Source organism: Halomicrobium katesii DSM 19301, from assembly GCF_000379085.1.
Lineage (GTDB): Archaea > Halobacteriota > Halobacteria > Halobacteriales > Haloarculaceae > Halomicrobium > Halomicrobium katesii.
Map to the genome: position 1 here is coordinate 2,226,177 of NZ_KB905378.1, position 15,601 is coordinate 2,241,777.

Annotated in this window: 20 protein-coding genes; 15 read left to right on the forward strand and 5 right to left on the reverse strand. The window is 67.9% G+C overall.

What is annotated here, in order from left to right; all coding sequences use genetic code 11:
- The first annotated feature begins 37 nt into the window (after positions 1 to 37).
- The gene (locus tag HALKA_RS0111705) at positions 38 to 1,165 is read left to right on the forward strand and encodes a DUF373 family protein (protein WP_018258167.1); all 1,128 of its coding nucleotides are present in this window, start codon (positions 38 to 40) and stop codon (positions 1,163 to 1,165) included.
- An 11-nt stretch (positions 1,166 to 1,176) separates the two neighbouring features.
- On the opposite strand, the gene HALKA_RS0111710 is transcribed toward HALKA_RS0111705, so the two are convergent.
- On the reverse strand, positions 1,177 to 2,037 hold the full coding sequence (locus HALKA_RS0111710; protein WP_018258168.1) for a universal stress protein: 861 nt from the start codon (positions 2,035 to 2,037) through the stop codon (positions 1,177 to 1,179).
- An 81-nt stretch (positions 2,038 to 2,118) separates the two neighbouring features.
- Here HALKA_RS0111710 and HALKA_RS0111715 point away from each other — a divergent pair, with 81 nt between their 5' ends.
- Positions 2,119 to 2,844 (forward strand): diphthine--ammonia ligase, encoded by a 726-nt coding sequence (locus tag HALKA_RS0111715; protein ID WP_018258169.1) that lies wholly within the window; start codon positions 2,119 to 2,121, stop codon positions 2,842 to 2,844.
- Positions 2,845 to 2,895: 51 nt separating this feature from the next.
- Here HALKA_RS0111715 and HALKA_RS21425 read toward each other — a convergent pair whose 3' ends face one another.
- Positions 2,896 to 3,066 (reverse strand): hypothetical protein, encoded by a 171-nt coding sequence (locus tag HALKA_RS21425; RefSeq protein WP_018258170.1) that lies wholly within the window; start codon positions 3,064 to 3,066, stop codon positions 2,896 to 2,898.
- 46 nt (positions 3,067 to 3,112) lie between these two features.
- Positions 3,113 to 3,790 (reverse strand): metallophosphoesterase, encoded by a 678-nt coding sequence (locus HALKA_RS0111725; protein WP_018258171.1) that lies wholly within the window; start codon positions 3,788 to 3,790, stop codon positions 3,113 to 3,115.
- An 88-nt stretch (positions 3,791 to 3,878) separates the two neighbouring features.
- On the opposite strand from HALKA_RS0111725, the gene HALKA_RS21430 reads away from it, so the two are divergent.
- From HALKA_RS21430 to HALKA_RS0111765, 8 genes are all read left to right on the forward strand, one after another.
- Positions 3,879 to 4,028 carry a hypothetical protein gene (locus HALKA_RS21430; RefSeq protein ID WP_018258172.1) on the forward strand — a complete coding sequence of 50 codons (150 nt, stop codon included), beginning with the start codon at positions 3,879 to 3,881 and terminating at the stop codon, positions 4,026 to 4,028.
- Positions 4,029 to 4,114: 86 nt separating this feature from the next.
- Positions 4,115 to 5,236, forward strand: coding sequence for a pyridoxal phosphate-dependent aminotransferase (locus HALKA_RS0111735; protein ID WP_018258173.1), 1,122 nt, complete (start codon positions 4,115 to 4,117; stop codon positions 5,234 to 5,236).
- A gap of 259 nt (positions 5,237 to 5,495) precedes the next feature.
- Positions 5,496 to 5,981, forward strand: a complete 486-nt coding sequence (locus HALKA_RS19520; RefSeq protein WP_155119401.1) for a DUF8071 domain-containing protein — start codon at positions 5,496 to 5,498, stop codon at positions 5,979 to 5,981.
- Positions 5,982 to 6,085: 104 nt separating this feature from the next.
- Positions 6,086 to 6,877 (forward strand): spondin domain-containing protein, encoded by a 792-nt coding sequence (locus HALKA_RS0111745; protein WP_018258175.1) that lies wholly within the window; start codon positions 6,086 to 6,088, stop codon positions 6,875 to 6,877.
- Between the two features lie 225 nt (positions 6,878 to 7,102).
- A complete protein-coding gene (locus HALKA_RS0111750; protein ID WP_026190288.1) occupies positions 7,103 to 7,378 on the forward strand; it encodes a winged helix-turn-helix domain-containing protein in 276 nt (91 codons plus the stop codon).
- On the forward strand, positions 7,378 to 7,674 hold the full coding sequence (locus HALKA_RS0111755) for a DUF8036 family membrane protein (RefSeq protein WP_015763764.1): 297 nt from the start codon (positions 7,378 to 7,380) through the stop codon (positions 7,672 to 7,674). Before HALKA_RS0111750 ends, HALKA_RS0111755 begins: the two co-directional genes overlap by 1 nt.
- Before the next feature lie 40 nt (positions 7,675 to 7,714).
- A complete protein-coding gene (locus HALKA_RS0111760; protein ID WP_018258177.1) occupies positions 7,715 to 8,086 on the forward strand; it encodes a hypothetical protein in 372 nt (123 codons plus the stop codon).
- 69 nt (positions 8,087 to 8,155) lie between these two features.
- Positions 8,156 to 9,007, forward strand: a complete 852-nt coding sequence (locus tag HALKA_RS0111765) for a UbiA family prenyltransferase (RefSeq protein ID WP_018258178.1) — start codon at positions 8,156 to 8,158, stop codon at positions 9,005 to 9,007.
- 25 nt (positions 9,008 to 9,032) lie between these two features.
- On the opposite strand, the gene HALKA_RS0111770 is transcribed toward HALKA_RS0111765, so the two are convergent.
- Positions 9,033 to 10,211: a redox-regulated ATPase YchF gene (locus tag HALKA_RS0111770; RefSeq protein ID WP_018258179.1), complete on the reverse strand. Its 1,179-nt coding sequence runs from the start codon at positions 10,209 to 10,211 to the stop codon at positions 9,033 to 9,035.
- Between the two features lie 194 nt (positions 10,212 to 10,405).
- Here HALKA_RS0111770 and HALKA_RS0111775 point away from each other — a divergent pair, with 194 nt between their 5' ends.
- Positions 10,406 to 12,181, forward strand: coding sequence for a hybrid sensor histidine kinase/response regulator (locus tag HALKA_RS0111775; protein WP_018258180.1), 1,776 nt, complete (start codon positions 10,406 to 10,408; stop codon positions 12,179 to 12,181).
- Between the two features lie 12 nt (positions 12,182 to 12,193).
- Here HALKA_RS0111775 and HALKA_RS0111780 read toward each other — a convergent pair whose 3' ends face one another.
- Positions 12,194 to 13,255: a polymer-forming cytoskeletal protein gene (locus HALKA_RS0111780; protein WP_018258181.1), complete on the reverse strand. Its 1,062-nt coding sequence runs from the start codon at positions 13,253 to 13,255 to the stop codon at positions 12,194 to 12,196.
- 136 nt (positions 13,256 to 13,391) lie between these two features.
- On the opposite strand from HALKA_RS0111780, the gene HALKA_RS0111785 reads away from it, so the two are divergent.
- The 4 genes from HALKA_RS0111785 (at position 13,392) to HALKA_RS0111795 (ending at position 15,450) form a co-directional block, all read left to right on the forward strand.
- A complete protein-coding gene (locus HALKA_RS0111785; RefSeq protein WP_018258182.1) occupies positions 13,392 to 13,589 on the forward strand; it encodes a DUF5800 family protein in 198 nt (65 codons plus the stop codon).
- A 177-nt stretch (positions 13,590 to 13,766) separates the two neighbouring features.
- The gene (locus tag HALKA_RS0111790; protein WP_018258183.1) at positions 13,767 to 14,933 is read left to right on the forward strand and encodes a thiolase C-terminal domain-containing protein; all 1,167 of its coding nucleotides are present in this window, start codon (positions 13,767 to 13,769) and stop codon (positions 14,931 to 14,933) included.
- On the forward strand, positions 14,930 to 15,055 hold the full coding sequence (locus HALKA_RS22150) for a hypothetical protein (RefSeq protein ID WP_281170687.1): 126 nt from the start codon (positions 14,930 to 14,932) through the stop codon (positions 15,053 to 15,055). Before HALKA_RS0111790 ends, HALKA_RS22150 begins: the two co-directional genes overlap by 4 nt.
- On the forward strand, positions 15,052 to 15,450 hold the full coding sequence (locus tag HALKA_RS0111795; RefSeq protein ID WP_018258184.1) for a Zn-ribbon domain-containing OB-fold protein: 399 nt from the start codon (positions 15,052 to 15,054) through the stop codon (positions 15,448 to 15,450). The genes HALKA_RS22150 and HALKA_RS0111795 overlap by 4 nt, the downstream gene beginning before the upstream one ends.
- The last annotated feature ends 151 nt before the right edge of the window (positions 15,451 to 15,601 follow it).

The window sequence follows — 15,601 nt, forward strand, 5'->3', positions numbered from 1 at the left end:
GCGAGGATTTTTATCCGGGCGACGTGACCAGACGTACGTGACGACGCTGGTGGTCTGTATCGACCGCGGGGGGACGTTTCCGCCAGACACATCGCTCCCGGTCGCGGGCTACGACGCCGTCGAGGCACTCGTGACCGAGGTCGGCCTCACGGACCCGGAAGACAGCCGCGTCAACACGATGCTGGAAGGGCTGCGGGTGACCAACGACCTCGAAGCCGACGGCGACGATGCCATCGTGACGGTGGTCGGCGACCGCGGCGACGGCGTCAGCGCCGACCGGAGCGTCGCCAGACAGGTCGACGAGCTGGTCGAGGTCCACGATCCCGACTCCGCGGTCGTCGTCGTCGACAGCGCGGAGGACGAGCGGCTGGTCCCGATCATCGAGAGTCGCCTGCGCGTCGACGCGGTCGACCGCGTGGTCGTCCGGCAGGCCCGCGACATCGAATCGACGTACTACCTGCTCAAGCAGTTCCTCGCCGACGAGGAACTGCGAAAGACCGTCCTCGTCCCGCTGGGGATCGCACTGATCGCGCTCCCCTTGCTCTTGTTGGTCACGTCGCCCACCTTCGCCGTCGGGGCCATCGCGGCCGCCGTCGGCGCGTTCCTCATCTACAAGGGGCTGGGGATCGACGAGTACCTCTCGCGGCTCCCCGGCGAGATCCAGGCGGCGCTGTACTCCGGGCGCGTGTCGCTGGTCACCTACGTGGTCGCCGCCGGCCTGGCGCTGGTCGGCGTCTTCGTGGGTGCGCTGGGCGTGCGATCGACCGGCGACCAGAGCGCGTTCATCCACGCCATGCGCTTCGCGTTCGACGGCGTGCCGTGGTTCACGGCGGCGGCACTCGCGGCCGCAACCGGCCGGCTCATCGACGAACTCATGCAGCGCGACTCCATCCGCTCGGCGTACGTCAACCTCCCGTTCGGGACGATCGCCGTCGGACTGGTCGTCCGAGGGTTCTCCGAGTACTTCCTCGAACGGGCCGGGGCCATCGGCCAGTTCCAGATCGGACCGGCGACGATCGGCCCGGTGCTGATCGAGGCCGTCACGCTGGAGCGAGGCCCACGGCTCGCGGTGTTCATCCTCGGCGGGATCCTCGTGAGCCTGATCGGCGTCCGCTTTGCCGCGTACTTCAGCCAGTCGAGCGTCCAAGACGAGTTCGTCGAGTAGGCTACCGCCGGTCACTCCTCGGCCGTGACAGTGATCACCGGTACCGGTGCCGTCCGGACGACCAGCTCCGCGACGGTGCCCAGGAGCATCTCGCCGATCCCTCGCGTTCCCGTCGTTCCCATCACGATCGCGTCGATATCGTTCGCGTCGACGTACGCCGTGATCGCCTCGTGTGGCGACCCGTGTTCGACGGCCGTCACGAGCGTGCCGATGTCGCGCTCGCTCGCCATCGGCTCGACGTTCTCGACGGCCGTCTCGGCGGCGGACTGAGGGTTGCTTCCGTCACCACCCAGTCCGAGGACCGAGCCCGACTCGGCGACTGAAAGCGCGTGTGGCGTCCCGTCCAGCGCGGCCGCCAGGTCGAGTCCGTGTTCCACGGCCGCGGTCGCCGCCGGACTCCCGTCGGTCGGCAGCAAGAGCCGTTCGTAGGGGAACGTCGTTCTGGTCTCGTCTGCCAGACGGATCGTCAACACGGGTATCTGGGACAGCCGGATCACCGTCTCGGTGACGCTGCCAAGCAGCCGCCGTGAGATCCCCGTCCGCCCGTGTGTCGGCATCGCGATCAGGTCGAAGCCGTACCGATCGGCGTAGTCGACGACGGTCCGCGCGGGGCCGCCGGAGACGACGTCCGTCTCGTAGTCGACGCCGCTGCTCGCGAGGATCGTCCCCGCTTCTTCGACGATCTCTTCGCCGGTCTCGACCAGCGAGTCGACGATGTCGCCCTCGATGCGAGTCACCGAGTCCAGCGTCGTGTCCGCGACGAACAGCGCGGTCACCGACGCGTCCTGGTCGGCCGCGATCTCGGCGACGTGATCGACCGTCCGCCTCGCCCCGTCGCTGCCGTCGATCGGCAACAGGATTCGGTCGTACATGTCCCGACGTTCACACGCCGACGGCAAAGGCGTTGCTGCGGGAATCCACATCGCTTTATTCGGTCGCGGGCAAGGGCGGGTATGACCGACGCGTGGGTGAGTCTGTTCTCGGGCGGCAAAGACTCCGCGTGGGCGCTGTACCGCGCCCTGGAGAGCGGCCGCGACGTGCAGCGACTCGTCACCGTCCACCCGTCCGACGACTCGTACATGTACCACATCCCGGCGACCTCGCTGGCGACGCTCGCTGCCGAGAGCATCGGGATCGAACTCGTCGACGTCGAGCCCGGCGACCTCTCGGCCGAGAGCGCCGTCGACTCGGGCCAGCAAGGCGACGCCGAACTGGAGCCACTGGAGGCGGCACTGGAAACGCTCGACGCGGAGCTTCCGGGCGGCGTGGCCGGCGTCACCGCCGGGGCCGTCGAGAGCGAGTATCAGACGAGCCGGATCCGGGCGATGTGTGATCGCCTCGACGCCGAGCTGTTCGCCCCGCTCTGGCAGGAGGAGCCGCGCGCACTCGCCGACGCCATGCTCGCGGCCGGGTTCGAGATCCAGATCATCCAGGTGGCCGCCTACGGACTGGACGAGTCCTGGCTCGGGCGCACGCTCGACGAGACCGCGCTGGACGAACTGACGACGCTCAACGAGGAGTACGGCGTCCACATTCTCGGCGAGGGCGGGGAGTTCGAGACGCTCGTCACCGACGGCCCCCACATGGATCGCCCGATCAGACTCTCCTACGACACGGAGTGGGAGGGCGACAGGGGCGCGGTCCGCATCGAGGACGCGTGGCTGGGCGACGGCGAGTGATCTCTCGGCGTCGCCTCTGTAGTTCGAATACCTCGAAAAGGGCCGACAGTATCAGGCGGCGTGACCGCCGGGCGGGCGCTCATTTCCCTCGTCGTCTCCCTCGCCGTGCTCGTCGTTTCCCGGCAGCACTTTCGGCACGTAGTACACCGTCGCCAGCGTTAGCAACGCGAGCGCGACGATCGTCGTGACGATGAGTGCCACTGCGGCGTTGGTCGCAACCATATCCGCCGATCCACCGTCACGGGCCAAATATCTGCCGCTTCGAACGCTACAGCAGCTGCCGGAACTCCCCGAGCGGGGGGAAATCGAGGCGTTCGTCGCCGGCCTCGTCCCAGACGAGCGGCCGAAACTGGTCGACCGACTGGATCAGCGGCGACATGAACTCGTCGGCGCGCATCTCGTTGACCCGCACGCCAGCGAGCAGGCGGTTGAACGCCGGCACCATCACCACGTCCGCGCGCTCGTAGGCGTCCTCGGCGACGAGGTAGCAGGGCCGGCGCTGGCCCTCGATCTCGATTGTCGGGTGGTCGTGGCCGACGACGTACCGCTTGGCCGTGGTCTCCGGCGCTTCGTGGCCGTGACAGATCACGGTATCGCCGACCGCGTACTCGGACGTGGTCGCCCCGTCCCACACCGAGTCGAGCATGGTGTCGTGGTTCCCGGGCGTGACGATCGGGCGCGCGTCGTGTGCGCGACAGCGCTGCCGGATCTCCGCGACGGTGTCCGAGACCGTCCGCGGGACCGTGGTGAACGAGTGTAACAGGTCGCCAGCGATCACGACCGTCTCGGGCTCGTGGCGCGCCAGCAGCCCGTCGAGTCGATCCAGCGTGTCCGTGCTGTCTCCGACCGGCAGCTCCAGGTTCGAGGACCCCTTGCCGACGTGGAGGTCTGCCAGTACCAGCGTCTCCCCGACGACGACGGCCCGGTCGTCGTAGGTGAGTCCCATCGCCTCTCACTCGGGCTGGCTCGGGCAAATGCCTGACGGGTCGGTCCGAAATCGCAGGGTTTCCGTACGCGGGCGACGAACCCGCGGTATGAGCGATCTCGAAGACGCCGTCGACGAGTTCCTCGCAGCGGCCGACGACTGCTACGCCGACTACGACCGGGGGTACGACGACGCCGACGCGGCCCTGCGCCGACTGGAAGCCCACATCGACGATCTGCGGGCGGCCGCCGACGAGTGATCCGGAGCGGGCGCGGCCACCGTGTATCGTCGCCGCCAGCGGCCGGATCATCAAGAGTTATCGGCTCCGAAGCCGGCCGGTAGAGTATGACAGAGTTCTCCCGTCGAGTCGAGCAGGTGTCGATCTCGGGGATCCGCGAGGTCTTCGAGGCCGCGGGCGAGGACGCGATCAACCTCGGGCTGGGCCAGCCGGACTTCCCGACGCCAGACCACGCCCGTCGAGCTGCGATCGAGGCGATCCAGGCGGGGAACGCAGACGCCTACACGTCGAACAAGGGGACCCGCGAGCTGCGGGAAGCGATCGCGGACAAGCACGCGCGAGACAACGACATGAGCGTGGACCCGGAGAACGTGATCGCCACCTCGGGCGGCAGCGAGGCGCTGCACATCGCGCTGGAGGCCCACGTCGATGCGGACCAGGAAGTGATCTTCCCCGACCCCGGCTTCGTCTCCTACGACGCGCTGACCCACCTCGCTGGCGGGACGCCCAAGCCGGTCCCGCTGCGGGACGATCTGACGCTCGACCCGGCGACCGTCGAGGAAGCGATCACCGACGACACCGCCGCCTTCATCGTCAACAGCCCGGCCAATCCGACCGGGGCGGTCCAGTCCCCAGACGACATGCGCGCGTTCGCCCGGATCGCAGACGAGCACGACGTGCTCTGTCTCTCCGACGAGGTGTACGAGCACATCGTCTTCGAGGGCGAGCACCGCAGTCCCGCCGAATTCGACGACGGCGGCAACGTCGTCGTCGTCAACGCCTGCTCGAAGAGCTACTCGATGACCGGCTGGCGGCTGGGCTGGGTCACGGGTGCCAGCGACCGCATCGAGCGCATGCTGCGGGTCCACCAGTACGCACAGGCCTGTGCGAGCGCGCCCGCCCAGTTCGCGGCCGAGGCGGCCCTGTCGGGACCTCAGGACGTTGTCGAGGAGATGCGGGCCGCCTTCGAGCAGCGTCGTGACGTGTTGCTCGACGGCCTCGAAGACATCGGACTGGAGTGTCCCACGCCCGAGGGTGCCTTCTACGCGATGCCGAAGGTGCCCGACGGGTTCGTCGACGAGTGCATCGAGCGCGGCGTCGTCGTCGTCCCCGGTGAGGCCTTCGGTGCCCAGGGCGCGGGCTACGCCCGAATCTCGTACCCCGTCGACGTGGAGACGCTGAAAGAGGCGCTGTCGATCATGGACGAGGCGCTCGCGGCCGTCCAGTAACTCCGGAACGTCTAATATCACTGCCGGAGAACGTTTGACTGATGAGCCCTGAACGCTCCCTCCCAGCGGCGTCGCACGAGCCCTTTCGGTCGCTCTCGCGGCCCTCTCGTGGACGGCCGCGAGCCTCCGAACCGCGCTGAAACTGTGCCTGTCCATTGTCCGGCTGGCCTGGACCCTCTCTCGGTCCACACTCGCGCGCGTCACCGAGTGGCTGAGTGCTCTCCTCTCCGGTCCGGTCAAGCGCGCGCTGGCCGGCCCCGTGCGTAACGGACTGTTCGGCCGCCGTCTGGAGGTGTCGTTGCTCGCCGGACTGCTGTCGGTGCCACTGGCGCTTCTGACGACGTGGTGGGTTCGCTCGACGATGGGATACGCGACGCTGGAGGCGTGGGTCCGTGGCACCTGGTACGGGACCGATCCCGCACTGACCGTTTTCCTCGGCGTCGCGGCACTGCTCGTCCTCGCCACCGCGAGCGCCGCGGTCAACTCCGGACTCTTGCCGACGACGCTGCTGGTCGCGGGCCCGGTGTTCGGCGTCGGCGTCGCTCGGTACGGCACGACCCTCACCTACGAGTACGGCGCGAGCGTCGTCTCGCTTCCCGACGCCGTCGGCACCGCGGCCCTGTTCGCGATCGTCTTCGGGGTGCCGATCGCGGTCTGTGGATTCGTCCTCGGGAGCGCGCTCCGGCGCGTGACTGCGGTTCTCGCCGACGGCTCCGGTCCGTTCCCCCGACTGGCCGACATCTGAGTCGAATTTGGAACGGAATTAGCCCACAGTGTGGATCGTTTCAGAAAAACTCTCTTTAAATCAACCTCCGTTCGACCACTCGTGCCAGCTGGCACTGAACTACGATGACGGACGACAACACAGCGACGACGGAGGAATCGCACGGTCGACGGGTATCACGACGCGGCTTCGTTGCGGGTGCCGGAGCCGTCCTGCTGGGTGGGACCGGGACGGTCGCGGCGACCGTACAGAGCACACAGGAGCTCCGGTACAACGTTCGTGTCACGAACGTCTCGGACGGACAGACGCTCCAGACGACGGCAGAGGGGGACGCGGCCCAGCAGCCGGTCCCGCTCTCGCCGGTCGTCTACGCGGTCCACGAAGCCGACGAACCGATCTTCACCGCCGGTGAGCCGGCGCGAGGCAACGGGCTCGAAGGCGTCGCCGAAGACGGTTCGCCCAAGTCCCTCGCCGCGTCGCTCGGCGAACGCGAGACGGTCCACGACGCCGGTGTTCAGGCAGTTCCGGCCGGTAGCGACGAACCCGGTCCGCTACTGCCAAACCACTCTTACGACTTCGAGACCGAGCGACTGGCGACCGACGACCTGTACCTCTCGATGGTGACGATGTTCGTTCCGTCGAACGACCTCTTCTACGCGCTGGGGGGCGCGACGGGGATTCCACTCAGTTCGGACGAACAGTCGGTCCAGGGCGACGTGACCGACCGCGTCGACCTCTGGGACGCGGGGACCGAGATCAACGAGGAGCCAGGCGTCGGCGAGAACCAGGTCCAGCGCCAGCGAGGTGCCGGCGTCGGTCTGGTCGAGCGTGGCACCGTCGCACCGGTCGAGACGATCAACGGCTACGACTACCCCGACACCAGCGACGTGCTTCGCGTGCTCGCACAGCCTCGATAAGACACCGACGACAGTCGGTCCCGAGGAGGCGACGCGTCGGTAGCCGGACACAGACCGACGGCGTCGCCCCGATGTCTGGCCGGTCCGCGATGTGGGTCACATTCGACCCACTTTCGGGACGGCGTTCGAACAACCGTTTTGTGCGCCCGCCCCGTCACTGACACCGTGCCGACTCGATGGACAGGACTATAATCGACGCCGCTGGAATTATTTCAAGATGGTGCGATGGAGAAGGCCCTCTGGTATCTACTGACTGCGACACGAGGTGGGGAAAATCGCGCTCGAATTATCGACGCGCTCTCAGATAGACCGATGAACGCAAACGAACTCGCGGAGGAACTCGACGTGGGCTACAAGACGATCCGACACCACATGGACCAGTTGATCGAACACGACGTCGTCGAACCGGGCGACACCGACTACGCGAAACTGTACTTCCTGACCGATCGGTTCGAGCGGAACCGAGAGACGTTCGAGGAGATCATGGAGCGGATCGAATAATGGCGATGGGACCACTCATCAAGGCGGCCTCGGCGCTGGCGGCGCTGAACGTGCTCATCCTGTTGCCACTGATCGGGATCTGGATCCGCAACTACTCGACGTTCCGGACGAATCTCGTGGGCGGACTGGTCGTCTTCGCCGTCGCGATGCTCGCGGAGAACGCCGTCGCGGTCTACTTCTTTTTCTCGATGTCGAGTCTCTACGCCGGTGATCCACACGTCCAGCAGGCCGTCCTCGTCCTCCGGAGCCTGCAGTTCGTCGCGATCGCCGTCCTGAGCTACGTGACGGTGCAGTAGCCGATAGCCACATTACCCTCCCGACCCGTACAGTAGCCGTATGGATCTCCTGGCATCGTCGAACGTTCCGGTCTACGAGAGTCGCGACGAGCAGCGCGCGATCTGGGATCGCTGTCGCGACCGGGGCGAGCCGGTACTCGCCGTCCGGAACGCCGACCGCGGGTACATCGTCACGTACGACCTCCAGCACCTCGACGCTCGCCTCACCAGCGGCGTCGTCCAGTCGCTCCGTGATCGGGTCCGCTCGCGCCGGGACTACCCGACGGAGACTGACCCGGTCTCCGAGGCGGAGGGCGTGGGCGGCGAGGCCGGCCACGTCTCGGGCGAGCTGCACGCCCACAGCGAGCGGGCGGCCCGAGAACTGGCGTCTCACGTCTCCGGGTTCGTCCTCGATCGCGGTAACTGGGCGTAGCACGGACACCGACGCTCTGTTCGACCGGCGGGGCCCGACTTTTTGTCAGTTCGGTTCGACGTGTCGCATATGCCACTCGCCACCGAGAGACGGGGGCCGGTTCCGGCGGTTCGCGCACTCGCCTCTCAGATCCACCCCATCTTCATGCTCCCGCCGGTCGCGGCGTCGCTGTTCGGGGGGCTGTACGGCTCGTCGTTCTCAGTCGGACTCGCCGCGCTCCACGCCGTCGCGGTGTTCTGTGCGCTGTACACGGCCCACGTCAAGGACGGCTACGTCGACTTCTACGGGCGCGGCGAGGACGACACCCATCCGCTCACGGAACGTGGCTGTCGGGTCGCGCTGGCGCTGTCGACGGCGGGGTTCGTGGCGGCGACGGTCGCGCTCGCGGTCCTCGTGAATCTCCCGGCCGCGCTGCTGACGTTGCCGGGCTGGCTGATCGGGTTCCACCACGCGCCCCAACTGGACATGCACCCGCTGACGGCGACTGCCGGCTACCCCACCGGGATCGCGCTGGCACTGCTCGGCGGCTACTACGTCCAGACGACGACTCTGACCGCGACGATGCTCGCGCTGGCTGCCGTCTTTCTCGTCGTCCTCTCGGGGATCAAAGTGATCGACGACGCGACCGACTACGACTACGATCGGTCGATCGGCAAGCGGACCGTCGCGGTCGTCTTCGGCCCTGCCCGCGCGCGCCGCGTCGCGTACCGACTGATGCTCGCCGGGATGGTCGCCGTCGTCGCCGCGGCGCTGACGCTGCCGGGCATCCCGCCCAGCGGTGGGCTCGCGGCAGTCGCCTTCCTCGGGGTCGCGCTCCTCGCGCGCGACGCCGGGCCGGAGCTCGCGACGAAGCTCTTGATCCGTGGTTCGTACGTCTTCCTCGCGGTGCTGGTGGCCGCGGTGTCGCTGGAGCCGCTGTAGAGCGATTCTCGGTGGCTACGGCGGTCTAGTTCGAGCTGACGATCTTGACCACGTCGCCCTCAGAGAGTTCGTGATCGTCGCTGATCCGCCGGTCCTCGCGGGCGTCGACGGCGTGGAGGTACCCCTCGCCGATGTCCGAGTGGACCGCGTAGGCGAGATCTTTCGGCGTCGAGCCGTCGGGGAGCAGGAAGGCGTCCGGGAGGACGTTGCCCTGGCCGTCGGTCCACTTGCTCTCGCTCTGGACCGGGTAGGCCGTCAGCATGTCCAGGAGATCGTAGACGGCGCGGTCGAGGGCCTGTTGAACGCCGGTCCCGTCCCACTCGTCCATCACCTCGCGGATCTGTTCGAGCCCCTCTCGCTGGTCGTCGCTCACGTCACCGAGGATCCGGAAGTCGTCGTCGCCGGGATCGTAGTCGACGACGCTCGCGTCCGCGGCCCGGCGCAGGCCGAGTTCGCCGTCGGCGGTCGTCGGGACCACTACCTCGGCGGCTTCACGGAGCCGTTCGACGTTCTCCGGGGGCGCGATGTCTGCCTTGTTGGCGACGACGACGATGGGTTTGGTCCGCAGGCGGATCTCTCGGGCCAGTGTCTCGCGGTGGTCGTCGGTCCAGGCGATCGGGTCTTCGGGATAGCTCATCTCTCGCAGCACCGTCGCCACGTCTTTGGGCGTCGCTCCGACGCCGGTGAGCATGTCGGTCAGCTCCGCGTCGAGGTCGAAGTCGGGCGACCGGGACGCCCGCTCGACGGCCTCCCAGTTGCGGTCGACGATGCTGGCCAGCCAGAGGTCCAGTTCCGTCTCGACGAAGTCGACGTCTTCGACGGGGTCGTGGTCGCCGATCTCGACCGGTTCGCCCTCCTCGTTGGTCCCGCCGGAGGCGTCGACGACGTTGAGGATCACGTCGGCGTTGGTCAACTCGTCGAGGAACTGGTTGCCCAGTCCGCGCCCCTCGTGGGCTCCTGGGACGAGACCGGCCACGTCGAGCAGTTCGACAGGGACGTAGCGCGTGCCGTCCCGGCAGTGTTCGTCGCCACAGCGCTCCGCCCGGTCGAGACAGGGACAGTCGGTCCGGACGTAGCTGACGCCGCGGTTGGCGTCGATGGTCGTGAACGGGTAGTTCCCCACGTCGACCTCCGATTCGGTCGCGGCGGTGTAGAACGTAGACTTGCCGGCGTTTGGCTTGCCCGCCAGCGCCACAGAGAGCATGCCACCAGCTACCGCGGTCACGGAAAAGGGGGTTTCGGTTCCCCGCAGCACCGGTGCCCGTGAGTGACACCGCGGCGTGTCGTAACTCCGTCCTCGGACGGCCGCCGACTTCCGACCGCTCTGGTGCTGTCTGGCCGATATCGTTTCCCGATCTAGGAGTCGAACTTTTGTACGACGGCGCAAACAATAATCCAGTGCAATCCACGATTCGGATCCTGGCTGTCCGTGGGCAGCCGGAGGACGGTGACGACGTGGGGGCGGTGCTGAACCGGTCCGGTGAGGACTTTCGGGTAGACACCGTCACCGGGATCGACGGGATGGTCGGACGGCTCGAAGCGGACGCCGACGCCTTCGACTGTGTCGTCGTCGACCGCGGTCTGTCCTCGCCGCTCGTCCGTGACGCACTCGACGCCGTCCACGAGCGGCGGCCAGCGCTGCCGGTCGTCGTCGCTACGGACGCCGCGGCGACGGGAGTCGCCGCCGACGCGATCGATGCGGGCGCGACCGAGGTCTTCCAGTGGCCGGCGACGGAGCAGGCGACGCTGCTGGCTCGACGGGTGCGGACCGCCGTCTCGTCGGCGGTGACGACCGCACGCACCCTCACGCCGTCCGAGTGGACGGCGGTGTTCGAGCACGTCGACTGTGGCGTCGCGATCGTCGAGCTCTCCGAAGACGACTGCCGGTATCGCCGGTGTAACGAGCGGCTCGCGGAGCTGGCCGGTACGTCGGTCCCAGAAATCGAAGGCCGGACCCCGATCGAGGTGTTCGGTCCAGAGCACGGCCCCGACATCGAAGCCCGGTATCGGGAGTGTCTGGACGGCGACGAGGCGGTATCGTACACGATCGGTCCCGAGTCACTGGACGGACGTGTGTTCCACGAGGCACAGATCCGGCCGATCGGAAGCGGCGGGGACGCCGAGAAGCTCCTCGTCGCGGTTCGAGAGGTCACGAGCGAACACGAACGCCAGGCGGAGCTCAGACAGTCCAGGCGGCGGCTCAGGGCGCTGTTCGAACACTCGCCCGACATGATCAACGTCCACGACGCCGAGGGACGGATCGTCGAGACCAACGCCCAGATGCGCGAGATGACCGGCTACGACGAGTCGACGCTGACCGACATGTCCGTCTGGGACCTCGATCGGGCCGCCGATCCGGAGCGCGCCCGGTCGCTCTGGGAGGAGATGGAGCCCGGCGACAGGCGTCGCTCGGACGGCGAATTCCGCTGTCGAGACGGCACGACGTTCCCCACGGAAGTCCACATCCGTTGCCTGGGCGTCGACGACGGCGAGCGGTTCCTGGCGATCAGCCGCGACGTGAGCGACCAGCGGGAACGCGAGCGCGAACTCCAGCGCAAGAACGACCGCCTCGAAGAGTTCGTGTCGGTGGTCTCTCACGACCTCCGGAACCCCTTGCAGGTGTTGCGTGGGGCACTCGACGGCGCGGCCGAGACCGGCGATCGAGCGCACTTCGAGCGCGGTCACCGCGCGATCGATCGCATGGAGGACATGATCATCGACATCCTCGCCCTGGCCCGCCAGGGCGACGCCGTGGGCGAGTTCCGGACGGTCCCGCTCGCGAAGATCGTCGAGACCTCCTGGCAGAACCTCCGGACCGCCGACGCGACGCTCGTCGTCGAGACCGACCTGCGGATCCGCGCCAGCGAGATCCGGCTCAGACAGCTCCTCGAAAACCTCCTGCGCAACGCGGTCGAGCACGCCGGAGCGGACACGACGGTCCGAGTCGGGACGCTCTCGGACGGCTTCTACGTGGCGGACGACGGCCGTGGCATTCCCGCGGCCGATCGCGACCGGGTCTTCGACACCCAGTACTCGACCGCGCCCAACGGGACCGGATTCGGGCTCGCGATCGTCTCCGGGATCGCCGACGCCCACGGCTGGCGGATCACGCTCACCGAGAGCGAGGACGGCGGCGCACGGTTCGAGTTCTCCGGCGTCACGATCGACGAGTGAGGGTCGGCGACGTCACTCGCGTGCCTCGACCGGCTCGTCGTCGCTCGTCGTCGCGTCGGCTTCTTCGTCGCTCGCTTTCCCCTCTTCGTCGCTCGCCTCTCCCGCCTCCTCCGCGCTCGTCTCGCCGTGTTCGTCCGCGACCGTCTCGTCGGCAGCGGCGACCGCCGCCCGGTCGTCGCCGAGCTCCTCGGCGGCCTCGGCCATCGCTTCGGCCGTCTCGTCGGGACGATCGAGCACCTCGTCAGTGTGCATCCGCATCTCGCCGCTGGCTCGCATCGTCCCGTCGACGGTGGCGTTCTCGTGGAGCGCGACGTTCTCCGCCACCACGTCGCCCCAGACAGTGACGCCTGGGCCGATCCGAACGTCGCCGCTCCGGGTCGTCACGTCGCCTTTGATCTCCGTCCCGCGGCCGACGGCAACGTCTCTCCTCGCCCGGAGGCTCCCGAAGACCACGCCGTCGCGTCCGACCGTCAGTTCCTCGGCCCGGACGTTGCCGTGGAGCCGGCAGTCGTCGCCGATCGTCGCGGGCGTCGAGACCTGCCAGCGGTCGTCGCTCACGGTCGCGCCGCGAGGGATCAACAGCGGGTCGTGGTCCGGCCCGTCGTCCTCGGTCAGCGAGGAGAGGACTTCCTCGGCGGCCTCCTCCTCGCCGACCCGGAGCAGCTGCGAGAGGTAGACGAACAGGAAGACGATCGTCGGCATCGGGTTGCGGATGACGATCCAGCCGTTGGCCTCGAAGCCGTCTTCGATGTCCACGTCGTCGCCGATATCGAGGTCACCCGCGACCTTCAGCTGCCCGTCGATCTGGACGCGCTCGCCGAGGTACGCGTTCTCCCCGACCAACACGTTGTCGTCGACGGTCGACCACATGTCGAGCCGGCAGTCGCCCTCGGCCTCGATGTGGCCGCCGAAGGAGACACGCTCGCCCGCCATGACCGAGTGGCCCCGAACCCCGAAGTCGACCGTGCTCTGGCCGCCGACGATGACGTTCCCGTCGGTGACCAGATCGTGTTCCTCGACGGTCGTGCCGTCGGGAATACTCAGTCGGTCGAGTGGATCGGAGCCGAGTCGCACGCGTGCAATACGGTTTTCTGCGGTCTTAAAGCCTCATGCTGTGGCTGACGGCCGTCTGACGGGCGTCTGACGCCACGCCCTCGACGGTCGTCGCCGTCTGCAACCCTTTTTGTTCGTCCTGCGCGTACCGGCGAGCATGACCGTCCTTTCGTTCGACGAGCAAGGTGTCGACGTGGTGTACGACGGAACCGAATTTCGCCTGGAGAAGGCGTTGATCGAGGACGCGATCGGGAAGTCTTACCCGGACGTGACCGACCACGAGGTGCTCAAGATCGTCGAACCCGAGCCCTCCCTCTCGGGCGAGCCACGCCAGATCGCCGAGATCGTCGAGTGAGGCGCGACCGTCCGCTCGCCGCCGAACTGTTGCCCACGAAGGTCGTAAATCGCCACGAAGGAATGTATCGAACGACCGGTAGAAATAGCGCCGTATTGCGATTCTGACCGGACGGTTTCGTGGCAACTGGTCACACTGGCGGCAGGCATTTAACTACCGAGACCGATCAATCGGCTAATGACTGACCCACGCGTTGCCGGGGCCGGCGTCACGGCGTTCGGGAGCTACCCCGAACGCACTGGCCGTGACCTCTTCGCGGAGGCCGGGCTGGAGGCGCTCGACCAGTCCGGCGTCCCGGCCGCGGACGTCGAGGCACTGTACTACGGGAACTTCATGGGCGAACTCGCCGAACACCAGGGCCATCAGGGGCCGCTGATGGCCGAGATGGTCGGTGTCGACGCGCCCGCGACGCGCTACGAGGCCGCCTGTGCCTCTGCCGGCGCGGCGATACGGAGCGCCGTCCAGGCGATCCGATCGGGCGAGGCCGACGTGGTCATGGTCGGCGGTGCCGAACGCATGACCAACATCGGGACCGCCGGGGCGACCGACGCCCTCTCGATCGCGGCCGACGACCTCTACGAGATTCGGGCCGGCATGACCTTCCCCGGAGCGTACGCGCTCATGGCCCGCTCGTACTTCGAGGAGTACGGCGGCTCTCGGGAGGACCTCGCGCACGTCGCGGTCAAGAACCACGAGCACGCGATGGTCAACGACCACGCCCAGCTCCAGAAGGAGATCAGCGTCGCCGACGCACTGGAGGCCCCGATGGTCGCCGAGCCCCTCGGACTGTACGACGCCTGTCCGATCACCGACGGCGCTGCGGCGGCGATCGTCACCAGCGAGGCCTACGCCGCCGAGCACGACCTCGACGCGCCGGTCCGGATCTCGGGGACCGGACAGGGCGGCGACAACCTCGCGCTCCAGGACCGCGCTCACTACGCACAGACCCCTGCCGCCGACAAGGCCGCACGGGAGGCCTACGACGACGCCGGGATCGGGGCAGACGCCGTCGACGTGGCGGAGGTACACGACTGTTTCACGATCGCCGAGGTGCTCGCACTGGAGTCGCTGGCGCTGTTCGAGCGCGGCGAGGCCATCACGGCCGCCCGCGACGGGACGACGACTCGCCACGGGGAGCTCCCGGTGAACCTCTCGGGCGGACTGAAAGCGAAGGGGCACCCGGTCGGCGCGACCGGCGTCGCACAGCTCGCGACGATCGCGTGGGTCCTCGACGGCTCCCATCCCCGCGCCGACGCGGTGCCAGACGCCACCGTCGGCGTCGCCCACAACGCCGGTGGGACGGTCGCGAGCACGACGGTCCACGTACTGGAGGTGGGCGAATGAGCGAACGGCGTGACGCGAATGCGCCCGCCTCGGGAGTGCGCCGCTCTCCCGGCGGTCCCGCGAGCGAGCGGGGCGAGCGAGCGGGCAACCGACAGACTGCGGGTCTGGAGGTGGGCGAATGACCGACCGCGCACGCGACGGCGCGTTCGACGACTGGCTGGACGCGCTCGCGACGGGCGATCCCTACTACCTCGACTGCGAGAACGGCCACGGCTGGCTGCCGCCCCGCCGGGTCTGTCCCGACTGCGGCTCGCGCGAACTGTCCCGAGAGACGCTGCCCGATGCGGGAACGATCGCGACCCACACGACCGTCCACGTCGCCACGCCGCAGTTCGAGGACGACGCGCCCTACGTCACTGCGATCGCGGACTTCGGACCCGTCTCGATCACCGGTCTCGTCCGCGGGGTCGAACCCGACGCCGTCGAAATCGGGACGACTGTCGGGATCGAGATCGGCGAGCGGGAGACGACCGGCGAGCGGGCCGTCGTCTTCCGGCGGCGATATAGTAGCCATTGAAAATCAATGCACACCCGATCGCACGACGGTAGTGCGATCGGTGTGTAACTCGTTTCATACGGAAAGTTGTAGGTCTTTACCAGATCGACCGCACGCCGTCGTGCGGTCGACTGGGTAAACGCCTACAACCGTCCGTATCAATTGTTACTAT